Source organism: Acinetobacter sp. ANC 4648 (assembly GCF_002135345.1).
Lineage (GTDB): Bacteria > Pseudomonadota > Gammaproteobacteria > Pseudomonadales > Moraxellaceae > Acinetobacter.
In genome coordinates, this window is sequence record NZ_NEGI01000007.1 from 36,467 (window position 1) to 58,326 (window position 21,860).

Sequence of the window (21,860 nt, forward strand, 5' to 3'; positions counted from 1 at the left end):
GGACAACTCAAAGACAGTTACATCAATTTCACTGCTGAACCATAGCATCTCAACAACCCAGATGTTTATTAAGTCTGAGCAACTCATCCCAATCTAAATCCAGTTATTTAGATTGGGCACGCAATTGGGCGACCAAATTTTGCATATCTTCAGGTAATGGTGCTTCAATCATTGGATAACCAGGAATCTCTAAACGCATCGCATGTAAACTTAAACGACGCGCAGCAGGCCCTTTATACTCAGTTGCATGACCATATTTGTCATCACCAATTAAAGGATGTCCAATGCTTAAACCATGTACACGAATTTGATGTGTCCGACCTGAAAGTGGCGAAGCATAAACTAGAGTTCCATGACGGAAACGCTCAGCAACATTCCACTGAGTTTTACTGTCTTTACCTTCTTTTGACACACATACTCGACGTTCGCCATTGGCCAATTCATAACGATGTAATGGTGCATCAATCAATTGTTTATCTAAACTCACCTGCCCTTTTACAATAGCAGCATAGGTTTTTTTAATTTTGTGCTCTCGCAGAAAATCTTGCAACGTTTTTAAAGTGCTGCGTTTTTTACTAATCATCACTAAACCTGAAGTATCACGGTCAATACGATGAATCAATTCTAAATATTTTTTGCCTGTTGCAGCACGTAAGGCTTCAATCAAACCATACGCCACACCACTGCCCCCATGCACTGCGATTCCTGAAGGCTTATTTACCACCATTAAACCTTCATCTTCATATACCACACGGCTCAGTAAGCTATTGGCAACTTTATCTGATACTGGTGCTGGAGTTTCATCCTTAGGCTCATAACGGATCGGTGCAACACGAATTTGGTCGGCAAGGGCAAGCTTAGTTTCAGCTTTTATCCGCTTTTTATTGACACGTACCTGACCTTCTCGCATCAGACGATAAATGCGGCTTTTTGGCACACCTTTTAGTCGACTAAAGAGAAAATTATCGATGCGTTGACCCACTTGATGTTCATCCACTTCAAACCAAGTGACATCTTGCCATTCTTGCGTAGAATTCATACAGTTACTAAGACCTAAAAAATACTAAATTTGATTAAAAAATGATCACTTAAGCTATACTTTTTATACAAAATAGCAGTATAGCCCATAGGCAGATGATCTAAGGTTTGCTATAGTCAGCGCACGGATACCACCGTAAGTGAAATTTATTTTAGGCATTTCAAAAACTTTTGAAATTAAAACCGAATCTAAATGTTCACCAAAATCTCGGAATGGTCCTAAAAGAATATGCCGACGCCGAAGGCTTTATTATATCGGCAAAAAGACAAACTGTTGCGTTTAATTGTACTTTAGTACAAAAATCGGTTTGTTTAAAAATATATGTCGCCAACCTAGACGTTGGTTTTTAAACATAAACTGATACACATCAGACAAGTCGCTTGCAAGTGTAATTCAGGACTTAAGTGTTTGAGGCATTGGAACTGCACCGATTGTAAAGATACGATGATAATTCCGTATCAAGATGCTCTATCTCAGTTAGAGGAGCAAATCTTCGAACAAGGTGACAGTGAAAGACGATGAAATTCAGTCATCCAATGCACCACTTTGAAGTACCAGTGAAAACTTGAAGACTTTAATTGTTTAATGATGAATTTAATAATTAAAGTAGGATTGCCAACATCAATACCGGTATCAAACCCAAATCCTCTTTCAATAGATAGATAGGTGACAGGTAAATCGTTTAAAGCATGTTTATGTATACATACTTTAAGCCTTGATTCAACTCAGTTTGATGTTCGCTTTACTAGTTAGAATAAGCGAGTTGTTGGTGTGGATCACTATTAGGTGTTACCCCCATGAAACGTATGTTGATCAATGCAACCCATGCCGAAGAAGTTCGCGTTGCACTTATTACTGGTCACCGTCTGTACGATTTCGATTTAGAAAACCGTACCCGTGAACAAAAGAAAGCCAATATCTATAAAGGTCATGTGACCCGCGTAGAACCCTCTTTAGAAGCAGTCTTTGTAGAATATGGTGCAGGTCGTCAAGGCTTCTTGTCGATGCGCGAAATTGCCAATACCTACTACAAAGCAGATCCGCGCCAGACTTCAAATATTCGCGAACTCATTACTGAAGGCACCGAGCTTTTGGTACAAGTTGAAAAAGAAGAACGTGGCAATAAAGGCGCTGCCCTTTCAACCTATATCTCTTTAGCTGGTCGTTATTTAGTATTGATGCCAAACAACCCGAAAGGTGGTGGTATCAGCCGTCAAATTTCAGGTTCAGTTCGTGAAGAATTGAAAGAAATGTTAGCGTCTTTAAATACACCGCGCGGTATGAGCGTGATTGTTCGTACAGCAGGTATTGGTCGCTCTCAAGAAGAATTACAACTTGACTTGCAACATCTATTGGACCTTTGGGCTCAAATTCAAACCACAGCAAGTTCTGGCCCATCTCCAATGTTGGTTCACCAAGAAGCTGGTGTAGTAACGCGCGCGATCCGTGATTATTTACGTGACGATGTTGCAGAAATTTTAATCGATAATGAACAAGCCTATGGCGAAGCATATAACTTCGTTAAAGCGGTAATGCCAAGCCAATTAGACAAATTAAAAACGTATACTTTAAATGAGCCTCTATTTGCCCATTTTGGTATTGAGAGTCAAATTCAAACTGCTTATGAACGTGAAGTTAAACTTCCTTCTGGCGGTTCAATCGTGATTGATCAAACTGAAGCATTAGTATCAATTGATATTAACTCAGCGAAATCGACGCGTGGTCATGATGTTGAAGAAACAGCGTTGAGTACTAACTTAGAAGCGGCTGAAGAAATTGCACGTCAATTGCGGTTACGTGATATCGGTGGTTTAGTCGTAATTGACTTTATCGATATGACTAAAGAACGCAACCAACGTATGGTTGAAGCTAAACTTCGTGAAGCAACTCAAAGTGACCGTGCCCGCATCCAATTCGGTCAATTGTCACGCTTTGGTTTAATGGAAATGAGCCGTCAACGCTTACGTCCATCATTAGAAGAAGCTACTGGTTATGTCTGCCCACGCTGTCATGGTACGGGTATGGTTCGTGACCTACGTTCTCTTTCTCTTTCAATTATGCGTAAAGTAGAAGAGATTGCGTTACGTGAACGTCAAGGTGAAGTTCAAGTTGAAGTGCCAGTTGAAATTGCTGCATTTTTATTGAATGAAAAACGTCATAGCCTTGTTTATTTAGAACAAACTTCAAATGTCCGTGTGACGGTATTACCACACCCACATTTAGAAACACCGCATTATGAAATATCTTATAACCCTGAAGGTTTTGCACCAACAAGCTATGAACGCACTGAAGCAACTCGTTTAAGTGAAAAAGAGTTAGGTTATGAATCTTCCGATTGGCATTTAGAAGAAGAACATAATCAGCAAGCGAATCAAAAAGCTGCTACTCAAAATAATAAGCAACAGCAAAAACAGCCGACTGCTCAACAAAATGCTCAGCCGCAACCTACTGTTCAAGCACAAATTGCAACGCCGTCTTCTAGTCCATGTGCATGGTTAGAAAATTTGTTTGTACAAAAGCAAGCAAAGACGGTTGATCAATCGCGTAGTGCCAATAATGCAGCTGCTGCCATTGAACAAATGATTAATGGCGGTGCTGTTAGCCGTGGTCAACATGGTCAAATGGCTACACCGGTCCCAGCTGTTCGCACTGAAGTTGTTGCACCGCATGCACCTGTAGTCGCAAACAATGCTTATATCGGCCAAGCTGCGACCAAACAAGAACCACGTGAATATGTTGAAAAAAATATTGAACGTGATGAAAAAATGCAGCGCAATAACAAAAAGCGCAATAATACCAACAAACCGAAAGAACAACGTGAGCCTGTAGCTGTACCAGAGCCTGTACAACAGCATCAAGTCCATGAAGAAGTTGTCCAAGTTTCACGTCATGAACAGCGCCAAGAGCAACGTGAACAAAAGCAACGTCAACCTAGACAACGTCATGAACAGCGCCAAGAACAACAGCGTGAGCCACAATTTGAAGCTCAAGCTGAACAAGCTGTTCCACGTCGTGACCGCAACAGTCAGCAGCGCCCAAATCGCCCAAATCGTCATCGCGATCCAAGCGTATTGAATGAGCAACCACAAAATCAAGTGGCTACTCCAGTTGAACAACGTCCAGTTGAAAATACTCAAACCGTTAAAGTTGATGTGATTGATGCTCCTCGTCAAGAAACAATGACTACTGCGCTTGTAGTAAATATCGATAATGCACAAAGCGAAATTTTGGCATTAAATACTCCAACACCTGTAGTAACACCACCAGCCAATGTTGCACCTGTTGTGACACCGCCTGTTGAGAAAACTCCAGTTGAAAAATCAGTGAAAGTAGATGTTACTGAAGCGACTCAACCCGCTGAAGTAGTCGTGCAACAAGAGCCTCAACAACCTGTGCAACGTGCGAACAATGATCCGCGTCAACGTCGTCGCCAGCAACGTGAAGTAACTCCAGTAAAAACTGAAGTGCCTAAACTCACTCCATCACAAGTACCTACATTAGCGCAATATAGCGTAGGTAGTTTAATTCGCCATGTGTATGGTGAAGATTGTTCAGTCCTCATTGAGCAGTTTGGTTTAATTCCAACATTTAACCGTGCACTGGTGAAGTTTACTGAAGAGTTTGCTGCAACACTCACTGTTAAACCTGTTGCTGCTGAGGCTGAGAAAAAACCTGTTACACGTGATGCTGTTGTATCGAAACCAGCACCTGAAGCAGAACCAGCACCTGTGTTAGATCTAACACCACCACCGCCGGTATCTGACAACCGTGTTGCCAACGACCCACGTGAACGTCGTCGCTTAGCGAAACTTGCAGCTGAACAAGCTTTTGTACAAGCAAAACAAGTTCAGGCTGAGACAGTTCAAGTTACAGAGCAAGCAACTGTAGAAACACCAACAGAAGTCACTGCTGATGCAATTGTAACGGAGCAATCTGTTGCACCTACCTCTGTAGAAACACAAACAGTGGAAAGTAAGCCTGCTACAGCTCTTGAAGCTAAAGTCGTGACAGAAACGATCGTTGAGCCCGTTACTATTGAACAAGTCATTAGTACACCAACAAAAGAAGTCACGAAAGCTGTTAAAAATATGGTCAAAACTGAAGCTCAAGATGACTTAGCTTTGGAGACAGCTCAAGAAGATGTTACAGACAGCCAAGTAGATACGGATGAGAAACCTGCCCGTCCACGCCGTCCACGTGGTCGCCCTCCAAAGAAAGCGACTACTGCTGAATAAGTTGCATAACTGCAGCTAAAATTAAAAACCTAGTCATTCCGGTGGCTAGGTTTTTTTGTTATTTTAATTAAAATTTTTAATACTTTTGTCAGATTAGGTTGATTGCACTAGAGCTAAGATTATAAAAAGACAACAGTAAATGAGAGATTATGGATATGACATCTCTTGCTGGCTTAATTTGAACTGACTAGACATGATCTACAGCCCCATTGCCAAGTAAATTACGAACAAATAAACCTTATCGGATTACGAAAAAAAATAGGATTAATATGAGCCAAATGCTACAAACCGATTTAATTGGTATTGCTGATGTAGTTACACGACTACCTAAATTCCTCAATAAAGTTCCTAATCTACTCACAGGTCTGAAACAAGCCTATCTTCGTACCCCAAATACACCCACGGGCTTAGCATTAGCCTTTGAAAAAGCAGTAAAACGCAATCCTCATGGCAATGCACTGTTATTTGAAGAGCAACGCTATACTTATCAAGAGCTGAATGACTGGGCCAATCAAATTGCTCACTATTACTTGTCTCTTGGAGTCTGCAAGGGTGATGTGATTGCGGTCATGATTGAAAATCGTTCAGAACTTTTAGCCACAGTCATTGCACTGGCTAAAATTGGGGCAACTTCTGCACTGGTGAATACCTCTCAAACAGGAAAAGTACTCGCACATAGCGTTAACTTAGTCAAATCTGTTGCCATTATTGCCGGTGAAGAATGCCGTAACGCAGTTGACGAAATACGTCAGGATTTAAATATTACGGAAGATCGTTTCTTTTGGTTTGCAGATCAAATTACCCGTAAAGATGTCGGTACAGCGCCACAGGGCTATATTAACCTCGCTGAAAAAATCATTCAGTTCCCAAAATTTAATGTACCAACCACGCATAAAGTCAAAGGTAAAGACGGTTTATTCTATATTTATACCTCAGGAACAACGGGTTTACCGAAAGCCGTTATTTTTAGTAATAGTCGCTGGACACTTGCATACGGCACCTACGGTCACATCCTGAACTTAAGTGAAGATGACGTGATGTATTGCACCCTACCGCTTTACCATGCAACTGGAATGGTGGTCTGTTGGTGTGGTGTGATTGCAGGAGGCAGTACCCTTGCGCTACGACGTAAATTTTCAACCTCGGCATTTTGGTCAGATGTGCAAAAATTTAATGCCTCTGCGATTGGTTATGTTGGAGAGCTTTGCCGCTATTTAATGGATGCACCATCATCTGACCTCGACCGTGCTCATCGTGTCACCAAAATGATTGGCAATGGTATGCGTCCGAATATTTGGGGAAAATTTAAAGAGCGTTTTGGAATCGAAGAAATTTTAGAACTGTACGCATCGAGTGAAGGGAATGTCGGTTTTAGCAATATTTTTAACTTTGATAATACAGTCGGCTTCTCTCCAACACCTTATGCCATCGTTGAGTTTGATAAAGAAAAAAATGAAGCGATTCGAGATTCAAATGGCGATTGTATTAAAGTGAAGAAAGGCGGCATTGGTCTGTTGATTGGGAAAATTACCAGCCGCTCACCTTTTGATGGCTATACCGATTCTGAAAAAAACAAATCCGTGATCATGAAAGACGTGTTCAAGAAAGGCGATTCTTACTTTATTACCGGTGATCTGGTTCGTGATATTGGTTTCCGGCATGCTCAATTTGTTGATCGCCTCGGTGATACTTTCCGCTGGAAGGGCGAAAATGTCTCGACGACGGAAGTAGAAAATATTGTCAGCGAATATCCAAAAATCGCAGAAGCAGTGGTCTATGGGGTTGAAATCCCGAACACTAATGGTCGTGCAGGCATGGCAGCCATTACCTTGCATAATGGTAATGCACTGAATGAACAAGATTTAGGCAACATGGTGATCGAATTTAAAAAGCATTTACCTGCCTATGCTATTCCAGTCTTCTTGCGTGTTCAAAAAACCGTCGAAACTACAGGAACATTTAAATATCAAAAGAATAAATTGAAAGAAGAAAGCTTCGATCCAACGAAAACTTCTGATCGTTTGCTGGTTTTATTGCCAGGCGCAATCGCATATAGTGACGTAAATACAGAAATTTGTGACAACATCGAAGCTTATAAATATCGTTTTTAACTGACTTTTGCTTATTTTTTGACTAAATGTGGCAATTTTGCCGCATTTATAAGCAAACGTTTTAATTTTTATTAATTTCCACTTGCGCTTCGTTGAGATCTTGCTAAAATACGCAACATCAAAACGAGATGGGTCGTTAGCTCAGCTGGTAGAGCAGCGGACTTTTAATCCGTTGGTCCCGCGTTCGAATCGCGGACGACCCACCATCTTGTATTTTGAAACCCCTATGGGTCGTTAGCTCAGCTGGTAGAGCAGCGGACTTTTAATCCGTTGGTCCCGCGTTCGAATCGCGGACGACCCACCAAGATTCTTAAAAAAGCCTATCATTTTTTGATAGGCTTTTTTATTATAGAAAATAATATGCATCATCTCTTGGCAACGCTCAATATACTAATAAGTAGAAAAAGTCTTTTAAAGCATTCAGAGGGATACTCTAATTTCCCCAATTGTAAGCATCTTGAATATTAAATCACTGATCTCTAAATCAAAACAATCCATCATCATAGTTCAGTTCTAACTGGTTCATTGAGATTAATGAAATACTCTAAAATACTTCACAGTGGTTTTATTAAGTCATTATTGAAATCAACTCTTTGATTTCATCAAAACATAAGCCTGATCAGGTATTGAATCTTTATTCGCAAAGACATGATTTTTTCGCTTGTTTGATTCTAAGATCTTCTCCAAATTCATCACTAAATTTTGTTGCTCATCGATCGTATAATAAAACTCTGCTCCCTCAGCCAAATGGATAACAATTTCATTGTTTTCATATGACCAAGTATCTTTTCGATAAGGTTGAATCGTATTGCCTTGATTATCTGTATCTAAATGCATCCGCCCCGAATATACAATGGTTCGGTGTGCTGTTCCATCGGGTAATAAATTTAAGATATATTCAACTGTACCTTTTTCACAATCGACAAAATGATCACTACAATTAATTTGAGTACTGTAGCGCCCGACATACTTAAGTTGCTGTTCTGATAGCTGAGATGATTTATGACTGGAGCGTTGATTTCCTAGCATGGGAATACTTGCCTGTCCTGCCACATCTGTGAGTTTTTTCCCTTGATCCTCACCCTCATCAAATGTGCCTGAAACGATAGACTCTTGATCAGCTTGAAGTGTGGCGGTACTGGTTTGGCTATCGTCATCACTAGGTTCTGAATCCATTGTAAAATCTTGCTGTTGTTGACCACACGCACTCAATAAAAAACTGAGACATAGACTCAAACACCCGATCCGTAATGAACCCACTCGACCCAACATTAAAAACATAAGCGAATAACCATGCAAAATGAAACTTCATCTTCAAGCAAATACTGGCTATATATTAGGGTGTTCCTCACTGACAAAATACTAAAGTTAGAACTTTTTTACAAAAGTATAAAAAAAATACATCTTCAACTCTAAATGATAAAGAATACTAATACTTCTATCTAAAATGCTTTAATTTTATTCATTTATGCTGGAGATATGATTTTTGCAATTTTATGTGACGATATAGCTTTAAAAATGTAGTAATACCCACCATATACTGTGTTGTAGCAAGATTATTTCTATACAGAAGTAACAGAAGTAGATAGATCTCATAATTTTATTTAAGGAGAGTTTAATGGCCAATTCTGGTTTATATCGTTCTAACCGACATAATATGATCGCCGGTGTTATGGGCGGTATTGCTGAACGTTTTGGTTGGAATGTGACATTACTGCGCATTATTTTTATTGTGGTTTCTTGTATGAGTGCTGCATTTCCTGGGATCTTAGTGTATTTGATCTTGTGGTTATTAATTCCTAAGCAAGAACTACAGCTAAATGCGCCAACAGGCTATCAACAGCCTATTAAGAATATCTATGAAGATCAAAGACAGTCGCGTTAAGTATTTTTATTAAAATTGACTAACAATTTTATGCTACGACATACTCTCCCTAATTTGTCGTAGCTTTTTTTATGCTTAAAATCTGTATTTTCAGATGCGATTTAGCTGTTGTTGTAACGCTGCAATCATATCGGCACGGCTAATAATACCGACTAATTTATGCTGCTCAACTACTGGAATATAGTTAAACGATTTCTCTACAAAATATGGCACTAAATCTTGAATCATTTGTGAAGGTCTCACTGTAACTACCTGACGATTCATAATCTGCTGAACCAAGTGTTCCCATGATGTATGTGGGTCAGCTGCACGTTTAAACCACTCTACAACATCATATAACGCTAAAGTACCGACCAATTCATTCTCAATATTCACAACAGGTAAACTCATTAAATTAACCCGTTTAAATTTAGCGAGCGCATCGTGAATATTATCTTGTTCATGCAAACTAATGACATCCTTACTCATAATATCCTGACACAAGTATGCACTCACTATACGTGCGTTGGCTTTATCTTGTGCTTCTAAGATAATTTTCTGTAGGTCATATTCACTAATATCCAAAAGCTCTGTCTGATGCTCTAGAACATCTTGAATATCTTGCGGTTGAATGGTGACTTTCTGCGTTGGTGTTGGGTCTTTAGAGCGTGTATTCAGTTGTGCGATTTGTGGATATTGTTTTCCAAGCAAACGGTTAAAAATAATAGCCACAATCAAAAGTAAAACTGAATTCAGTAAGACGGGATAAAAAATAAAAACGTATCCCAACTCATGTACGGATGTTCCACCCAATACCGCAGTAATAGCCACTGCCCCACTTGGGGGATGCAATGAGTCTGTCGTCATCATTAGAAAGATAGATAGGGCTACTGCAATACTAAAAGCGACTGTAAAATTCGAGATATACAGCGCACAAGTCACACCAATAATACCTGCAATGATATTCCCGACCACCATATTCCATGGTTGTGCTAAAGGACTTGCAGGTACAGCAAACAACAATACTGATGATGCCCCCATGGGTGCGATATACCATGCATTGAAGTCCCCCAGTACATACCAACTAATCAAAGAAGATAGAATTAAACCAAGTAATGCACCAAGACCACAGAGGATTCTCTCCTTTAGCGGTAACACTTTAAAATTAGGTTTTAAGGTATTTAGCCATTCAAGTTTAGTATGAAACACAGTAAGCCTTTCACTTTTACGCACTCAAGAAGTGCTCATTATACGTTGATGTTGCCATAAGATGTATTTATTCCCTATCTTAGAATTAATCAGTGACTATCCTTACACATCTAATTTTTAATAACAGATTACCAATGCTATTAGTTAGTGGTAAATATTTACAGCTCATTCTTTCTACTGCACAGTGTTATTTGTTGGGTGTTATGATTGGAAAATTTTGAAAACCTTAAACACTACTAAATGCAAAAAAAAGCTTAAATCTAAACCAGGTATAGCCAAATATTTTCATTAATCATAAAAAAGATTATCACTTAGAGAGATATCAAACTTCTAAAATTTGCACCTAATTTTACTAAACTATAATACTCAAAAATAATTTTTCATCAGTCTAAAACAGTTAGATTTAACTGCTATCTATTTTCTAGAGAACCTTTGCCACTCTCCTGCAAAATCCTTATACTTAGAGCCAATTTTTCTAATACTTATAGTGGATTCTGCATGAGTCGCGCCATATCGCATATTGATACATTTCAAGGCTTAATTCTTGCCTTACAAAATTACTGGGCTGAACAAGGTTGTGTCATTTTACAACCTTACGATATGGAAATGGGTGCGGGAACATTCCACACGGCAACCTTCCTACGTGCATTAGGGCCAGAAACGTGGAACGCGGCTTATGTACAACCTTCTCGTCGTCCTAAAGACGGTCGTTATGGTGAAAACCCGAACCGCTTGCAACACTACTACCAATTTCAAGTGGTATTAAAGCCAAACCCAGCCAACATCCAACAACTGTATTTAGACTCTTTAAAAGCCATTGGGATTGATACTCTTGTACACGACATTCGTTTTGTTGAAGACAACTGGGAATCTCCAACGCTCGGTGCTTGGGGCTTAGGTTGGGAAGTTTGGCTCAACGGTATGGAAGTGACACAGTTCACCTACTTCCAGCAAGTCGGCGGTATTGAATGCTATCCAGTGACAGGTGAAATCACCTATGGTCTTGAACGTCTTGCGATGTACTTACAAGGTGTAGATTCAGTTTACGATTTGGTTTGGACAAAAGGTCAATTCGGTACAGTCACCTATGGCGATGTATTCCACCAAAATGAAGTTGAACAATCAACGTATAACTTCGAATATGCCAACGTTGAAAAAATGTTTGAATTGTTCGACTTTTACGAAGCCGAAGCAAGCCGTTTAATTGCAGCCGAACTTCCATTGCCTGCATACGAACAAGTGATTAAAGCATCACATAGCTTTAACTTACTCGATGCACGTGGTGCAATTTCTGTGACTGAACGTCAGCGTTATATTTTACGTGTGCGTACTTTGGCACGTTCTATTGCACAAAGTTATGTGGCTGCACGTGCCAAGCTTGGCTTCCCAATGGCAGAGCCTGAACTGCGTGATGAAGTCTTAGCGCAGTTAAAAGCACAAGTTGAAGCAGAAGCGAAAGAAGCCAACAAGGAGAGCAAATAATGTCTAAACATACCGTTTTGTTCGAATTGGGCTGTGAAGAACTTCCACCAAAAAGCTTAAAAAAATTACGTGATGCGCTGCAAGCTGAAACGGTTAAAGGCTTAAAAGATGCAGGTCTTGCATTCGATTCAATCGAAGCTTATGCAGCACCGCGTCGTTTGGCTTTAAAAATTGTCAATGTGGATGGCGCTCAGCCTGATACACAGAAACGTTTTGACGGCCCTGCGCTACAAGCAGCTTATGATGCGGAAAGCAAACCTACACGTGCCCTAGAAGGCTTTATGCGTGGTCAAGGCATCACAGCTGATCAAGTAACCACATTCCAAGCAGGTAAAGTTGAAAAAGTTTGTTTCTTAAAAGATGTTGAAGGTCAAAGCTTAGACGTTTTATTGCCACAAATTTTACAAACTGCTTTAGACAACCTACCTATTGCGAAACGTATGCGTTCAGCGGCAAGCCGTACTGAATTTGTTCGTCCTGTAAAATGGGTGGTGTTGTTGAAAGACAATGATGTTGTTGATGCAACTATTCAGGATCATAAAGCGGGTAATGTGACTTTTGGTCATCGTTTCCATGCGCCTGAAGCCATTACTTTAACGCATGCAGATGAATACTTAGCGAAGTTAAAAGTAGCGTATGTGATTGCAAATTTTGAAGAGCGTCAAACTATTATTGATGGTCAAGTCAAAGCATTAGCTGATGAAGTCAATGCGATTGCGATTGTGCCTGCTGATCTTCGTGATGAAGTAACTGCCTTGGTAGAATGGCCTGTTGCGCTTCGTGCCAGCTTTGAAGAACGTTTCCTTGCTGTGCCGCAAGAAGCGTTAATCACCACCATGCAGGATAACCAAAAGTATTTCTGCTTAGTGAATGCAGAGAATAAATTACAACCTTACTTCATTACCGTTTCTAATATTGAGTCTAAAGATCCTGCTCAAATTATTGAAGGAAATGAGAAAGTTGTACGTCCTCGTTTGTCTGATGCTGAATTCTTCTTTTTACAAGATCAAAAGCAACCGCTTGCATCTCGTAAAGAAAAATTGGCAAATATGGTTTTCCAAGCGCAACTTGGGACGCTGTGGAACAAGTCTGAACGTATTGCAAAACTCGCTGTGGCTTTGTCTGCAATCACTGGTGCAAACCCTGCTGATGCTGAAAAAGCAGCGTTACTTGCAAAATGCGACTTAACTTCGGAATTGGTGGGTGAGTTCCCTGAACTTCAAGGCATTGCGGGTACATATTACGCTCGTCTTGAAGGTGAGAACCATGAAGTATCAGAAGCTTTAGGCGAGCAGTATTTACCGAAGTTTGCAGGTGATGTTTTACCGAAAACCAAAACAGGTACAACCATTGCCCTTGCAGACCGTTTAGATACGCTCACTGGTATTTTCGGTATTGGCCAAGCACCGACAGGTTCTAAAGATCCATTTGCATTACGTCGTTCTGCAATTGGTATTTTACGTTTAGTGACTGAAAACAATCTTGACGTGTCGATTGAAAAATTAATTACGCTTGCATTGAATGCTTATGGTGATGTGGTTGCGGATCATGCGAAAACTTTAGCGGATGCTGTTGCATTCCTTGAAGGTCGTTACCGTGCCAAATATGAAGACCAAGGTGTTGCAGTTGATGTGATTCAAGCGGTTCAAGCATTGTCACCAAAATCTCCTTTAGATTTTGATAAGCGTGTAACTGCGGTGAATCACTTCCGTGCATTACCTGAAGCTGCTGCGCTTGCTGCTGCCAACAAACGTGTTGCCAATATTCTTGCGAAAGAAGCTGAACCAACGGGTGCTGTGGTTGAAGCAAACTTGGTTGAAGATGCTGAAAAAGCATTATTCGCTGAACTTGCTAAAGTAACGCCTGTCGTTCAACCGCTGCTTGATACGAAGAACTACACAGAAGCATTGTCTATGCTTGCTGCTTTACGTGCACCAATTGATGCTTTCTTTGAAGGCGTTATGGTGATGGCTGATGATGCAGAATTGAAAGCCAATCGTTTACGTATATTGGCGCAATTGCGTGGCTTGTTTACCAGTGTGGCGGATATTTCAGTGTTACAACACTAAGCTCCTATTTTTTAAAAACCCGCTTTAAAGCGGGTTTTTTTATTCGCTCTTCATCTGTATTAAGTAAGCGATTAATAGATTCTTACTACTTACCTTAATATCTATATCTGCATGATTTTTTGACAGAACATATAAATTAGGTCATTTATACTTCTTAATAACTTATTATTTTATTTAAAGACTAAAATGAAAAAAAATATACTATTTGTTTCTGTTGTAACTTTAGCGCTCACTGCCTGCTCAACTACACTAACTAACCCAAATATATCCATCATTTTAGAACAATACAGAAACATATCTGCTGAACCAAAAACCAACGACAATCTTGCTCGCCTCATTAAGCAGAAAGATAACTGTGTCATTGAATTCATTGGCAACTTCCAAACAGGAAAAGCCACTGAACATTGGATCTTTAAAGGTGATCAACTGATTTCAGCAGTTTCAAATGTAAATGCCACAATTGAAACCAAACAAACTATTTTTAATGTGCAAAATCCAGTGCAACAAAGCAATTTCAATGCACTCAAAAATCACTTTAAAGCTTCAAATCTAAAACAATGTGATTAATATAGGTGATACCACCAGCGACCTAAAGTACACAATATGATAGGAAGAAGAAAGATTATGAATATTTTTCTTCATAATCTTTCAGCTTTGTTTCATTTTGATAATTTGCTGTATCAATTTACTGACGAAATCAATTATAAAAATACTTTTAAACGTATGATGGGCTTAAAGTTATATAGCCAATACATCGCTACACAAAATGAAGGTGAAAACCCATAATGAATATGATTAAAACTTTCTGTATTACAACAGCAATTGTGGCAGCACCCTCTCTATATGCTCAAACAGCAAATGAAATAAAATCTCAACCCTACGGCGATAACCCGAATATTTTTAGGGTATTAGCGTATAAAACTGGTGAAAAAATTCAAAATACTGCTGAAAAAGTCGGAGCAGCCACAGAAAAAGGGATTCATAAAATTAAACCCAAAGTAGATAAGACTTGGGACAATACGAAGAACTACACTACTGAACAGGCAGAAATTGCAAAGGATACTACCCGAAAAGGCATCGATACGGCAGTAAAGAAGGTCAATGAAACCAAAGATGTGCTGATTGGTACAAGTGGTGGTAGTGTACCCATTCAACGTAACCACTTAAGTCAAACGTCAAGCTCGGAAGATACTACAATACCAGCAAAAAATGCTGTTACAGCGCCTACAATCACCCAACAAGCTCCACCAAACAATAACAACAGCTCAAAGCAAGCGATGATGCAAGATGGGGTTTCAGCAGATATTCCGCGTTAATTCAGTAAAAAAATCCCACCGAGCGGTGGGATTTTTTTAGCTTACTCGTCGTATCGGCTGCCCTTGTTTAAAGGCTTGTATATTTTCAACCAACTGATTCAGCATTCTTTGCCGAGCTTCCACACTACCCCACGCACTATGTGGGGTAATAATTAAGTTAGGTATATCCTCAGACAGTAGAAGATTGCCTTGTTGCGGTGGCTCAACGCTGAGTACATCTGTGGCAGCTCCAGCAATTTCCCCTTGGCGTAAAGCATCTGCTAGCGCTTGTTCATTGACAATACCGCCACGAGCACAGTTGACTAAGAACGCAGACTTTTTCATAGCAGTAAATTCTTTAGCTGCAATTAAATCACGTGTTTCATCGCTCAAGGGACAATGTAAACTGAGAAAATCGACTTGTGATAAAAGCTCATCAAATGGTATACGTGTTGCATCAATGGAGCGATGTGGTAATGCTCCAACCAAAACGTTCATCCCAAATGCTTTGGCCAATTTTGCGACCGCTTTACCCAGCTCTCCATAACCCAGAATGCCTAAAGTCTTACCCGATAGCTCAATGATAGGGAAATCTAGCAAACAGAAACTGGATGATTTATTCCATGCCCCTTGTTTCACGGCTTGATTATATTGCAACAAAGAATTTGCCAAAGCCAACATCAACGACAGTGTATGTTGTGCCACAGCTGCTGTACCATAACCCTGACAATTACTGACGATGATCCCTTGCTGCTGTGCTTGTTTTAAATCAACGTTATTGGTTCCAGTGGCTGAAATCAAAATCAGTTTTAAATTTGGACACTGTTGAATAATTTCGGCATTGAGCACAACTTTATTGCTAATCACCACATCGACAGCTTGAATACGTTCTAAAACCTGTTCACTTGCGGTAGATGGATAAAGTACCAGCTCATCACATGCTGCTTTTAGCTGACTAAAGTCCAAGTCATTTTTATCTAAAGATTGATAATCTAAAAAGACAGCTCTCATGTTTTATCCCTATTACTGATCACGGCGAAATTTTTTCAATCCCAACTACACTGCTCACAAACGAACCTATACTTAAATAACAACAAACTTTTCAGTGTCTTGCAGTGAATCTGTCTCAAAACTACAATTGCCCTGCACATCACAACTCATATATAAATTTTTATAACTTAAGACATAAAAATCAGCACACTTCTTAATAATGATCGGATTCATATCCAAAGAGAGTGCATCATCTTTTTTAAATAATTTGGTAACACGGCGGTCATTCATACAAATTAAATACGTCTGCTTTTTAATTTCCACTTGTGCCAAGCCACTATTTTCAACATGTAAGGGAATAATGTATTTACCATTTATATCAATTACTTGTTGATCATAACTTTCAAGTTTTTGAGTGATTACATTGAAAACTAACACATTACCAAAACAATCTTGTAGCTGGGTTTTATTTTCAAAGGGTAAATTAACCTGAATCCCTAATTTTTTCAGATCTTGCTCATCTACCCGTTTATTGGTCAATAAAATTCGGGTAATAGTTTGCTTTAAACTGGCATCAAAAAAACTACTATCCAATTGTAAATCAATCGTTTTTAAAATTTTTCCCAAAGCTTCATTATGCGTTCCTAATAAATGTGCAATCACGCTGCGATAATAAAACTTACTGTTCTTTTTCACCTCACGTATTTGCTTATAAAAATAGGTTTGATCGTATGGATGTTCAATAAAATCATGTAATAAAGATGAACTTGCCAAAACAGCAATCGCATCATGACCAGTATACGGAAGATGTAACGTGTGTAACTGGGGAATAAGCGGTTTAATCTTTAAGTAATGTTCCTTATCATTTTCAAAATATGGATCATAAACAATGATATATTCACATTCCGATGCAATATCCTGCGCTTGAATACGCATATCAGCATTCAGTTTTGCATCATAAAAATCAGTATAACGACGATCTTCTACTTCATTTGGATCGATCGAATATTGTGGTACCATCGCCACAACACGCTGCATATTAAAAAGCTTTGAATATTTTATAGCTGCATAGCCCCCCATTGAACCACCATAGCCAACAATGCGTTGATATTGCGCTAAAATTGGTTGTAGCTGGGGTAATAGTGCCGCCATACTTGATGCAGGAAACCATGATTTTTCTTTTGGCATAATTCCGACCACGCTGTAATCATATTTACTTAATGATTTTTCAGCATTAATCGAGAGACCTTTGGCACGGGAGATTAAATCACCAAAAGACAACACTAAAGTATCAGAGTTACCTTTTAAATAAATGACTCTGATTTGTTCATCTTCAAAAATTATCTGCTTATCCATTGCAACACCGAGACATAGGCTCTCTCATATTTAGTACAAAAATTAAACAAATAGATAACTTGCCTATTCATCGCATCAAGTGTCATATTTTATAGATACTGCACACAGATAGAAAAGCGCAAAATATGACACATTCCTTACATCCTGCTGCACAAAAAGGCTTCAGCTCTGCTGCTGAATTGTATCAACAAGTCCGTCCAGACTATCCACCGCAGATCATCGCTTGGTTAAAAGACGAACTTCAACTTACGCCCCAATCTAGCGTGGTGGACTTAGGCGCAGGCACAGGCAAGTTCCTTACTTATCTAGAACAAGTGACACCGCATAGCATTGCCATCGAACCCATTGCAGAAATGCTCGAACAATTGAAGATAGTACATCCTGATGTACAAGTGCTACACGCATCTAGTGACAATATTCCACTCCCTTCAGAAAGTATAGATGCAGTTTTGTGTGCTCAATCCTTTCACTGGTTTGCCACGATTGAAAGCTTAAATGAAATTCACCATATTCTAAAACCAGAAGGACATTTGGGTCTAATTTGGAACCAACGTGATGAGGAGGTGAGCTGGGTCAAAGCATTGGCAGATCTGCTCGCTTCATATGAAGGCGATACCCCACGCTATCATAGCGGCGCATGGAAAAAAGTCTTTGAACATCAATTTTTATTTCGGTTAGAAAGTGTCAAACTCTTTTCTCAACTGCAAAAAGGAACAGTGGAAGATGTGGTCAGTAAGCGCTTACTGTCCACCAGTTTTATCGCTGCAATGCCACAAGCTGAACAGTTAAAGTTACAGCAGCAATTTGAACAGATTATTTTTGAACATACGGGTAAATCCCCTCAAGATCAGATTGAGTTCCCTTATGTCACCTATGCTTATCACTTTAGAAAGATTAAAAATTAAATCACCCATTGGAGAATGTTTTTCATGAATAGATTATCAAATCCTGTGCTGTTGACTAGCGTACTGTTTGTCACCTTCCTCATGACTGCATGTACACCAAAGCCCGAACAAAGTCATAATAATCATCAAGCGACAGATGCCTCACCCAAAGTTTTAGATCAGCTCAAAACTAGACCGATCCAAGAGTTTCCAGCAACACCCGATGATGCGCATGATATTACCCTGCTAACTGAATACGATCAAAAATTTAATGAAATGAACAATGAATTAGAAGCTGATCTACAAAAGAGAGCAGTTGAAGGTAAGCTCAGCGCTGAAATAACGCAGCAACTGAAACAGGATAGCATTCGATCTTCACTCAATATGTTAAAAGATTTAGATTTGAAAACTCAGCAAGGACGCTATATCCAAGGTTTGCTATACCAATATTGGGAAAATCAAGCCAAAGTTTATGCTGAGAAAAAACAGTCACCTGATGGTGAACTGAAACAGCCATCTGATGCAGTAAAAGGTATGGGGGACCTATTTACGGCACAAGAGCAATTAAATCATTGGAAAGAAAAGAACCAGAAACAATCCTAAAAACCAAGCATTATTCTGAAATGGCAAGAGGTAGTATTAATGCTACCTCTAAACTGGCTAATCCGAGTATTCCATTCAAGCCCACAAAAGATTTTAGCTACGCAAAAATTAGATGATATCTTAAAATCTGGCATTTTAAATAGCGAACCTGAATACAAAGTCTTATTTATTATCAAAGCCTTTGATATAGATAAATTTAGGAAACTCGGATTCGACATTGCCACCGCTGATCAGGCTGCTTAGACGATTCCCAAGAACGTACATGTACCAATTCAATCAAATCTTGGCCAGGTTTTTCGGCGGTAAATTGGAAGGTTTTTATTCCTCCCTCTCCAACAGCACCATTCTCTGCATCTTTCTGTAGAAAAGTCTCTTCGGTTTTAAAAATTTTTAAAGGCTGAGCCAGTTGCCACTGATAACCAGTACTCGGATTCTCTGATGCATTAAATACTAAGCTTTCACCCACTTTCATTTCCATTAAAGCTGGACACTTTTGCTTTAATGTATAGACATGAGTTTTAGCCATCACAGTTGAACTTGGATTGTGGCAAGCAGATAAGCCTACGCCCAATAGAATCACGGCAATACTGGCAAAAATTTTCATCAATCTATCTCATTGGTTTGATTTAGTTCTGCTTATAATTACAGCAATCTTTTAAACAGTCTCTATTTTTCTCAATATCTATTTAAATATTTTGTTTTTCAATCCATTGAATTGAATGCACACGAATCAACTTACATGCACCATCTCCAACACCGTTCCAGTTTAAAGCAGATGTCCATACTAAATTCTTGTCATTCACTTGAACTAAATCACCGTTTAAACGAACTAAGTCACCACGGCGTACTTTTTTAATTTCTTTAGCAATTTCAGGATTAGCAGGAATAATATGCATATTACTGACCAATTGAGTCGCCAACTGAGGTGGAACAGGAGTACGTGCCATTTTCCAGTTTAAGTAACGATCATATTGGTTAATTGAAATTTGACGAGCAATTTCAGGTTCGGTAAATAAACCACGAGTGACGGCATAATCAATCGGTGAAAACTTGGCCTGTTCATCAGAAAAATATTCTTTTGAACCTAAAATCCGAAACTCACCTTGAAATGGCTCTAAGACTGAAATTTTCTGATCTTTCACACTCGGTGCTAAGCCTTTGGCAATATTGTATTCAGCCGATGGATTCGCACTGGCATGTAAGGCAGTAAATGCGCATAAAGCAGCAAAAATTAATCTTTTGGTCATAGATCCCTCCAAAATCATCGAGTCAATATTTCATCTGATTTTAGTATGGACTTAAAATCTTATAATAAAATCAAGATTAAGTAACAAAATACAGAAATTTCGTCACTTTTTTGTCTTATATTCTGCGTATATTTTTAGTTAGAATCAAAGCACTACAATTAAAAAAAGTTTAACTGATGATCTATAAATTTTACCAACAACATATTTTCCCCCATCTACTCAATCAAATCATGCAGACCCCAAGCTTGATGCAAAGTCGGCATCAACTTCTTTCAAATCTTCAAGGTGAAGTACTTGAAATTGGCTTTGGCACTGGATTAAACCTTCCTTTTTATCAAAACATTGATAAATTATATGCGCTTGAACCCAATTCTGATGTGTATCAATTGGCACACCAAAGTGTTCAAAAGGCCCCTTTTCAAGTTCAACACATTCAAGCCAGTGCGGAAAAACTGCCTTTTGCTGATGCCTCACTTGATAATATTGTCAGCACATGGACAATGTGTAGCATTACCGATTTAGACCAAGCGATCTCAGAAATTTATCGGGTCTTAAAACCAGAGGGCACACTGCATTTAGTTGAACACGTTCAATATAATGACAACAACACCTTAAAAAAACTGCAAGATATTTTTACTCCCTTACAAAAGGTGATTGCAGATGGCTGCCATTTCAATCGAAATATTGAATTGGCATTATTTAAAGCAAATTTTAAATTTATACTCAAAGCCTATTACGATGCCAATGGAGTTCCTAAAATTGGACGTCGCATGTTTTTTGCCAAAGCACAAAAAATGTAATGCTCTTTTTCATGACGATCATTGATTTTTATTAAATATTTATAAAAAACAATGTCTCAATAGAGTCAAAATATGAATTTCTCATGTCTTGACCTTGTTACATAAAATGGCGTTGTGAAAATAAAAATGAATTAAATTCAGCATTCAGAAGATTAGGTTTAATCTGCAAAATTAATTCTGATGGTTTCAAAACGCACACGCCCCTCTCGAACAGCCTGAGCAATTGCTTGTTGTCCTTTGCTCAAGCGTGCCCCACCACTTTTAATATCAATTAACACCACTTCAATATCTTCAGCTCGGCCTTCGCCATCCCGAAAGTCGCTATAACCATCAAAAACTACATAATCAACGGGATCACCCAAGAATTTAGCATCACTGGGCAAATATTGAAATTCAGGCATGATCGGAGCCATTTGCTCGGCCATCTTACCTTTCAATACTGCACGACTGGTATTTACACTACGTTTTTGTGCACTAACCAAAGCCTGCTGATGTTCCAACTCAAGCTCAGCAATATATTGCTCATATTCTGCTTTAATTTTTCCATTTCTAGTGCTCGACAGAACCATGGTGGTTAACACAATTCCGATACAGGCGCCAATTAACATCGCCATCCAAATGGACATCTTTTCATCCTAAAGCTCAAACTCAGCACAATGTAAACAACAACTAAACT

General features: G+C 39.1%; 19 protein-coding genes and 2 tRNA genes. 13 read left to right on the forward strand and 8 right to left on the reverse strand.

Going from position 1 to position 21,860, the window contains the following annotated elements:
* Nucleotides 1–103: 103 nt before the first annotated feature.
* Complete coding sequence (locus B9T27_RS12300; protein ID WP_086207114.1) at nucleotides 104–1,039, reverse strand: RluA family pseudouridine synthase; 936 nt, start codon at nucleotides 1,037–1,039, stop codon at nucleotides 104–106.
* Between the two features lie 797 nt (nucleotides 1,040–1,836).
* On the opposite strand from B9T27_RS12300, the gene B9T27_RS12310 reads away from it, so the two are divergent.
* From B9T27_RS12310 to B9T27_RS12325, 4 genes are all read left to right on the forward strand, one after another.
* Nucleotides 1,837–5,274 (forward strand): Rne/Rng family ribonuclease, encoded by a 3,438-nt coding sequence (locus B9T27_RS12310; protein WP_086207115.1) that lies wholly within the window; start codon nucleotides 1,837–1,839, stop codon nucleotides 5,272–5,274.
* Nucleotides 5,275–5,543: 269 nt separating this feature from the next.
* Nucleotides 5,544–7,385, forward strand: coding sequence for a long-chain-acyl-CoA synthetase (locus B9T27_RS12315; RefSeq protein ID WP_086207116.1), 1,842 nt, complete (start codon nucleotides 5,544–5,546; stop codon nucleotides 7,383–7,385).
* Between the two features lie 130 nt (nucleotides 7,386–7,515).
* Nucleotides 7,516–7,591: transfer RNA gene (locus tag B9T27_RS12320), tRNA-Lys, on the forward strand.
* Nucleotides 7,592–7,613: 22 nt separating this feature from the next.
* A tRNA-Lys gene (locus B9T27_RS12325) sits at nucleotides 7,614–7,689 on the forward strand.
* Between the two features lie 281 nt (nucleotides 7,690–7,970).
* Here the strand turns inward: B9T27_RS12325 and B9T27_RS12330 are convergent.
* A complete protein-coding gene (locus B9T27_RS12330) occupies nucleotides 7,971–8,666 on the reverse strand; it encodes a hypothetical protein (RefSeq protein WP_086207117.1) in 696 nt (231 codons plus the stop codon).
* Between the two features lie 337 nt (nucleotides 8,667–9,003).
* On the opposite strand from B9T27_RS12330, the gene B9T27_RS12335 reads away from it, so the two are divergent.
* Entirely contained in the window at nucleotides 9,004–9,270 is a 267-nt protein-coding gene (locus B9T27_RS12335) for a PspC domain-containing protein (RefSeq protein ID WP_086207118.1), read from the forward strand.
* A 90-nt stretch (nucleotides 9,271–9,360) separates the two neighbouring features.
* Here B9T27_RS12335 and B9T27_RS12340 read toward each other — a convergent pair whose 3' ends face one another.
* The gene (locus B9T27_RS12340; protein ID WP_086207219.1) at nucleotides 9,361–10,458 is read right to left on the reverse strand and encodes an HPP family protein; all 1,098 of its coding nucleotides are present in this window, start codon (nucleotides 10,456–10,458) and stop codon (nucleotides 9,361–9,363) included.
* Between the two features lie 498 nt (nucleotides 10,459–10,956).
* Between B9T27_RS12340 and glyQ the strand changes: the two genes are divergently transcribed.
* From glyQ to B9T27_RS12360, 5 genes are all read left to right on the forward strand, one after another.
* On the forward strand, nucleotides 10,957–11,940 hold the full coding sequence (gene glyQ / locus B9T27_RS12345) for a glycine--tRNA ligase subunit alpha (RefSeq protein WP_086207119.1): 984 nt from the start codon (nucleotides 10,957–10,959) through the stop codon (nucleotides 11,938–11,940).
* Nucleotides 11,940–14,009 (forward strand): glycine--tRNA ligase subunit beta, encoded by a 2,070-nt coding sequence (glyS, locus tag B9T27_RS12350; protein WP_086207120.1) that lies wholly within the window; start codon nucleotides 11,940–11,942, stop codon nucleotides 14,007–14,009. The genes glyQ and glyS overlap by 1 nt, the downstream gene beginning before the upstream one ends.
* 186 nt (nucleotides 14,010–14,195) lie before the next feature.
* Nucleotides 14,196–14,576 (forward strand): hypothetical protein, encoded by a 381-nt coding sequence (locus B9T27_RS12355; protein WP_086207121.1) that lies wholly within the window; start codon nucleotides 14,196–14,198, stop codon nucleotides 14,574–14,576.
* 57 nt (nucleotides 14,577–14,633) lie between these two features.
* Nucleotides 14,634–14,795 carry a hypothetical protein gene (locus tag B9T27_RS14925; protein WP_171263396.1) on the forward strand — a complete coding sequence of 54 codons (162 nt, stop codon included), beginning with the start codon at nucleotides 14,634–14,636 and terminating at the stop codon, nucleotides 14,793–14,795.
* Entirely contained in the window at nucleotides 14,795–15,325 is a 531-nt protein-coding gene (locus B9T27_RS12360; protein WP_086207122.1) for a hypothetical protein, read from the forward strand. The genes B9T27_RS14925 and B9T27_RS12360 overlap by 1 nt, the downstream gene beginning before the upstream one ends.
* 36 nt (nucleotides 15,326–15,361) lie before the next feature.
* Here B9T27_RS12360 and B9T27_RS12365 read toward each other — a convergent pair whose 3' ends face one another.
* Together B9T27_RS12365 and B9T27_RS12370 are read right to left on the reverse strand one after the other, a co-directional pair.
* Nucleotides 15,362–16,315, reverse strand: coding sequence for a 2-hydroxyacid dehydrogenase (locus tag B9T27_RS12365; protein WP_086207123.1), 954 nt, complete (start codon nucleotides 16,313–16,315; stop codon nucleotides 15,362–15,364).
* A 72-nt stretch (nucleotides 16,316–16,387) separates the two neighbouring features.
* Nucleotides 16,388–17,650 (reverse strand): hypothetical protein, encoded by a 1,263-nt coding sequence (locus B9T27_RS12370; protein ID WP_086207124.1) that lies wholly within the window; start codon nucleotides 17,648–17,650, stop codon nucleotides 16,388–16,390.
* 125 nt (nucleotides 17,651–17,775) lie between these two features.
* Between B9T27_RS12370 and B9T27_RS12375 the strand changes: the two genes are divergently transcribed.
* Both B9T27_RS12375 and B9T27_RS12380 read left to right on the forward strand, forming a co-directional pair.
* Nucleotides 17,776–18,555 carry a class I SAM-dependent methyltransferase gene (locus B9T27_RS12375; RefSeq protein ID WP_086207125.1) on the forward strand — a complete coding sequence of 260 codons (780 nt, stop codon included), beginning with the start codon at nucleotides 17,776–17,778 and terminating at the stop codon, nucleotides 18,553–18,555.
* 24 nt (nucleotides 18,556–18,579) lie between these two features.
* Entirely contained in the window at nucleotides 18,580–19,137 is a 558-nt protein-coding gene (locus tag B9T27_RS12380) for a hypothetical protein (RefSeq protein ID WP_086207126.1), read from the forward strand.
* 196 nt (nucleotides 19,138–19,333) lie between these two features.
* Here B9T27_RS12380 and B9T27_RS12385 read toward each other — a convergent pair whose 3' ends face one another.
* Entirely contained in the window at nucleotides 19,334–19,741 is a 408-nt protein-coding gene (locus B9T27_RS12385) for a protease inhibitor I42 family protein (RefSeq protein WP_086207127.1), read from the reverse strand.
* An 82-nt stretch (nucleotides 19,742–19,823) separates the two neighbouring features.
* Nucleotides 19,824–20,384 (reverse strand): hypothetical protein, encoded by a 561-nt coding sequence (locus B9T27_RS12390; protein WP_086207128.1) that lies wholly within the window; start codon nucleotides 20,382–20,384, stop codon nucleotides 19,824–19,826.
* Nucleotides 20,385–20,560: 176 nt separating this feature from the next.
* On the opposite strand from B9T27_RS12390, the gene B9T27_RS12395 reads away from it, so the two are divergent.
* Entirely contained in the window at nucleotides 20,561–21,184 is a 624-nt protein-coding gene (locus tag B9T27_RS12395) for a class I SAM-dependent methyltransferase (protein ID WP_086207129.1), read from the forward strand.
* 158 nt (nucleotides 21,185–21,342) lie between these two features.
* On the opposite strand, the gene B9T27_RS12400 is transcribed toward B9T27_RS12395, so the two are convergent.
* Complete coding sequence (locus B9T27_RS12400) at nucleotides 21,343–21,810, reverse strand: Holliday junction resolvase-like protein (RefSeq protein ID WP_086207130.1); 468 nt, start codon at nucleotides 21,808–21,810, stop codon at nucleotides 21,343–21,345.
* Nucleotides 21,811–21,860 lie beyond the last annotated feature (50 nt).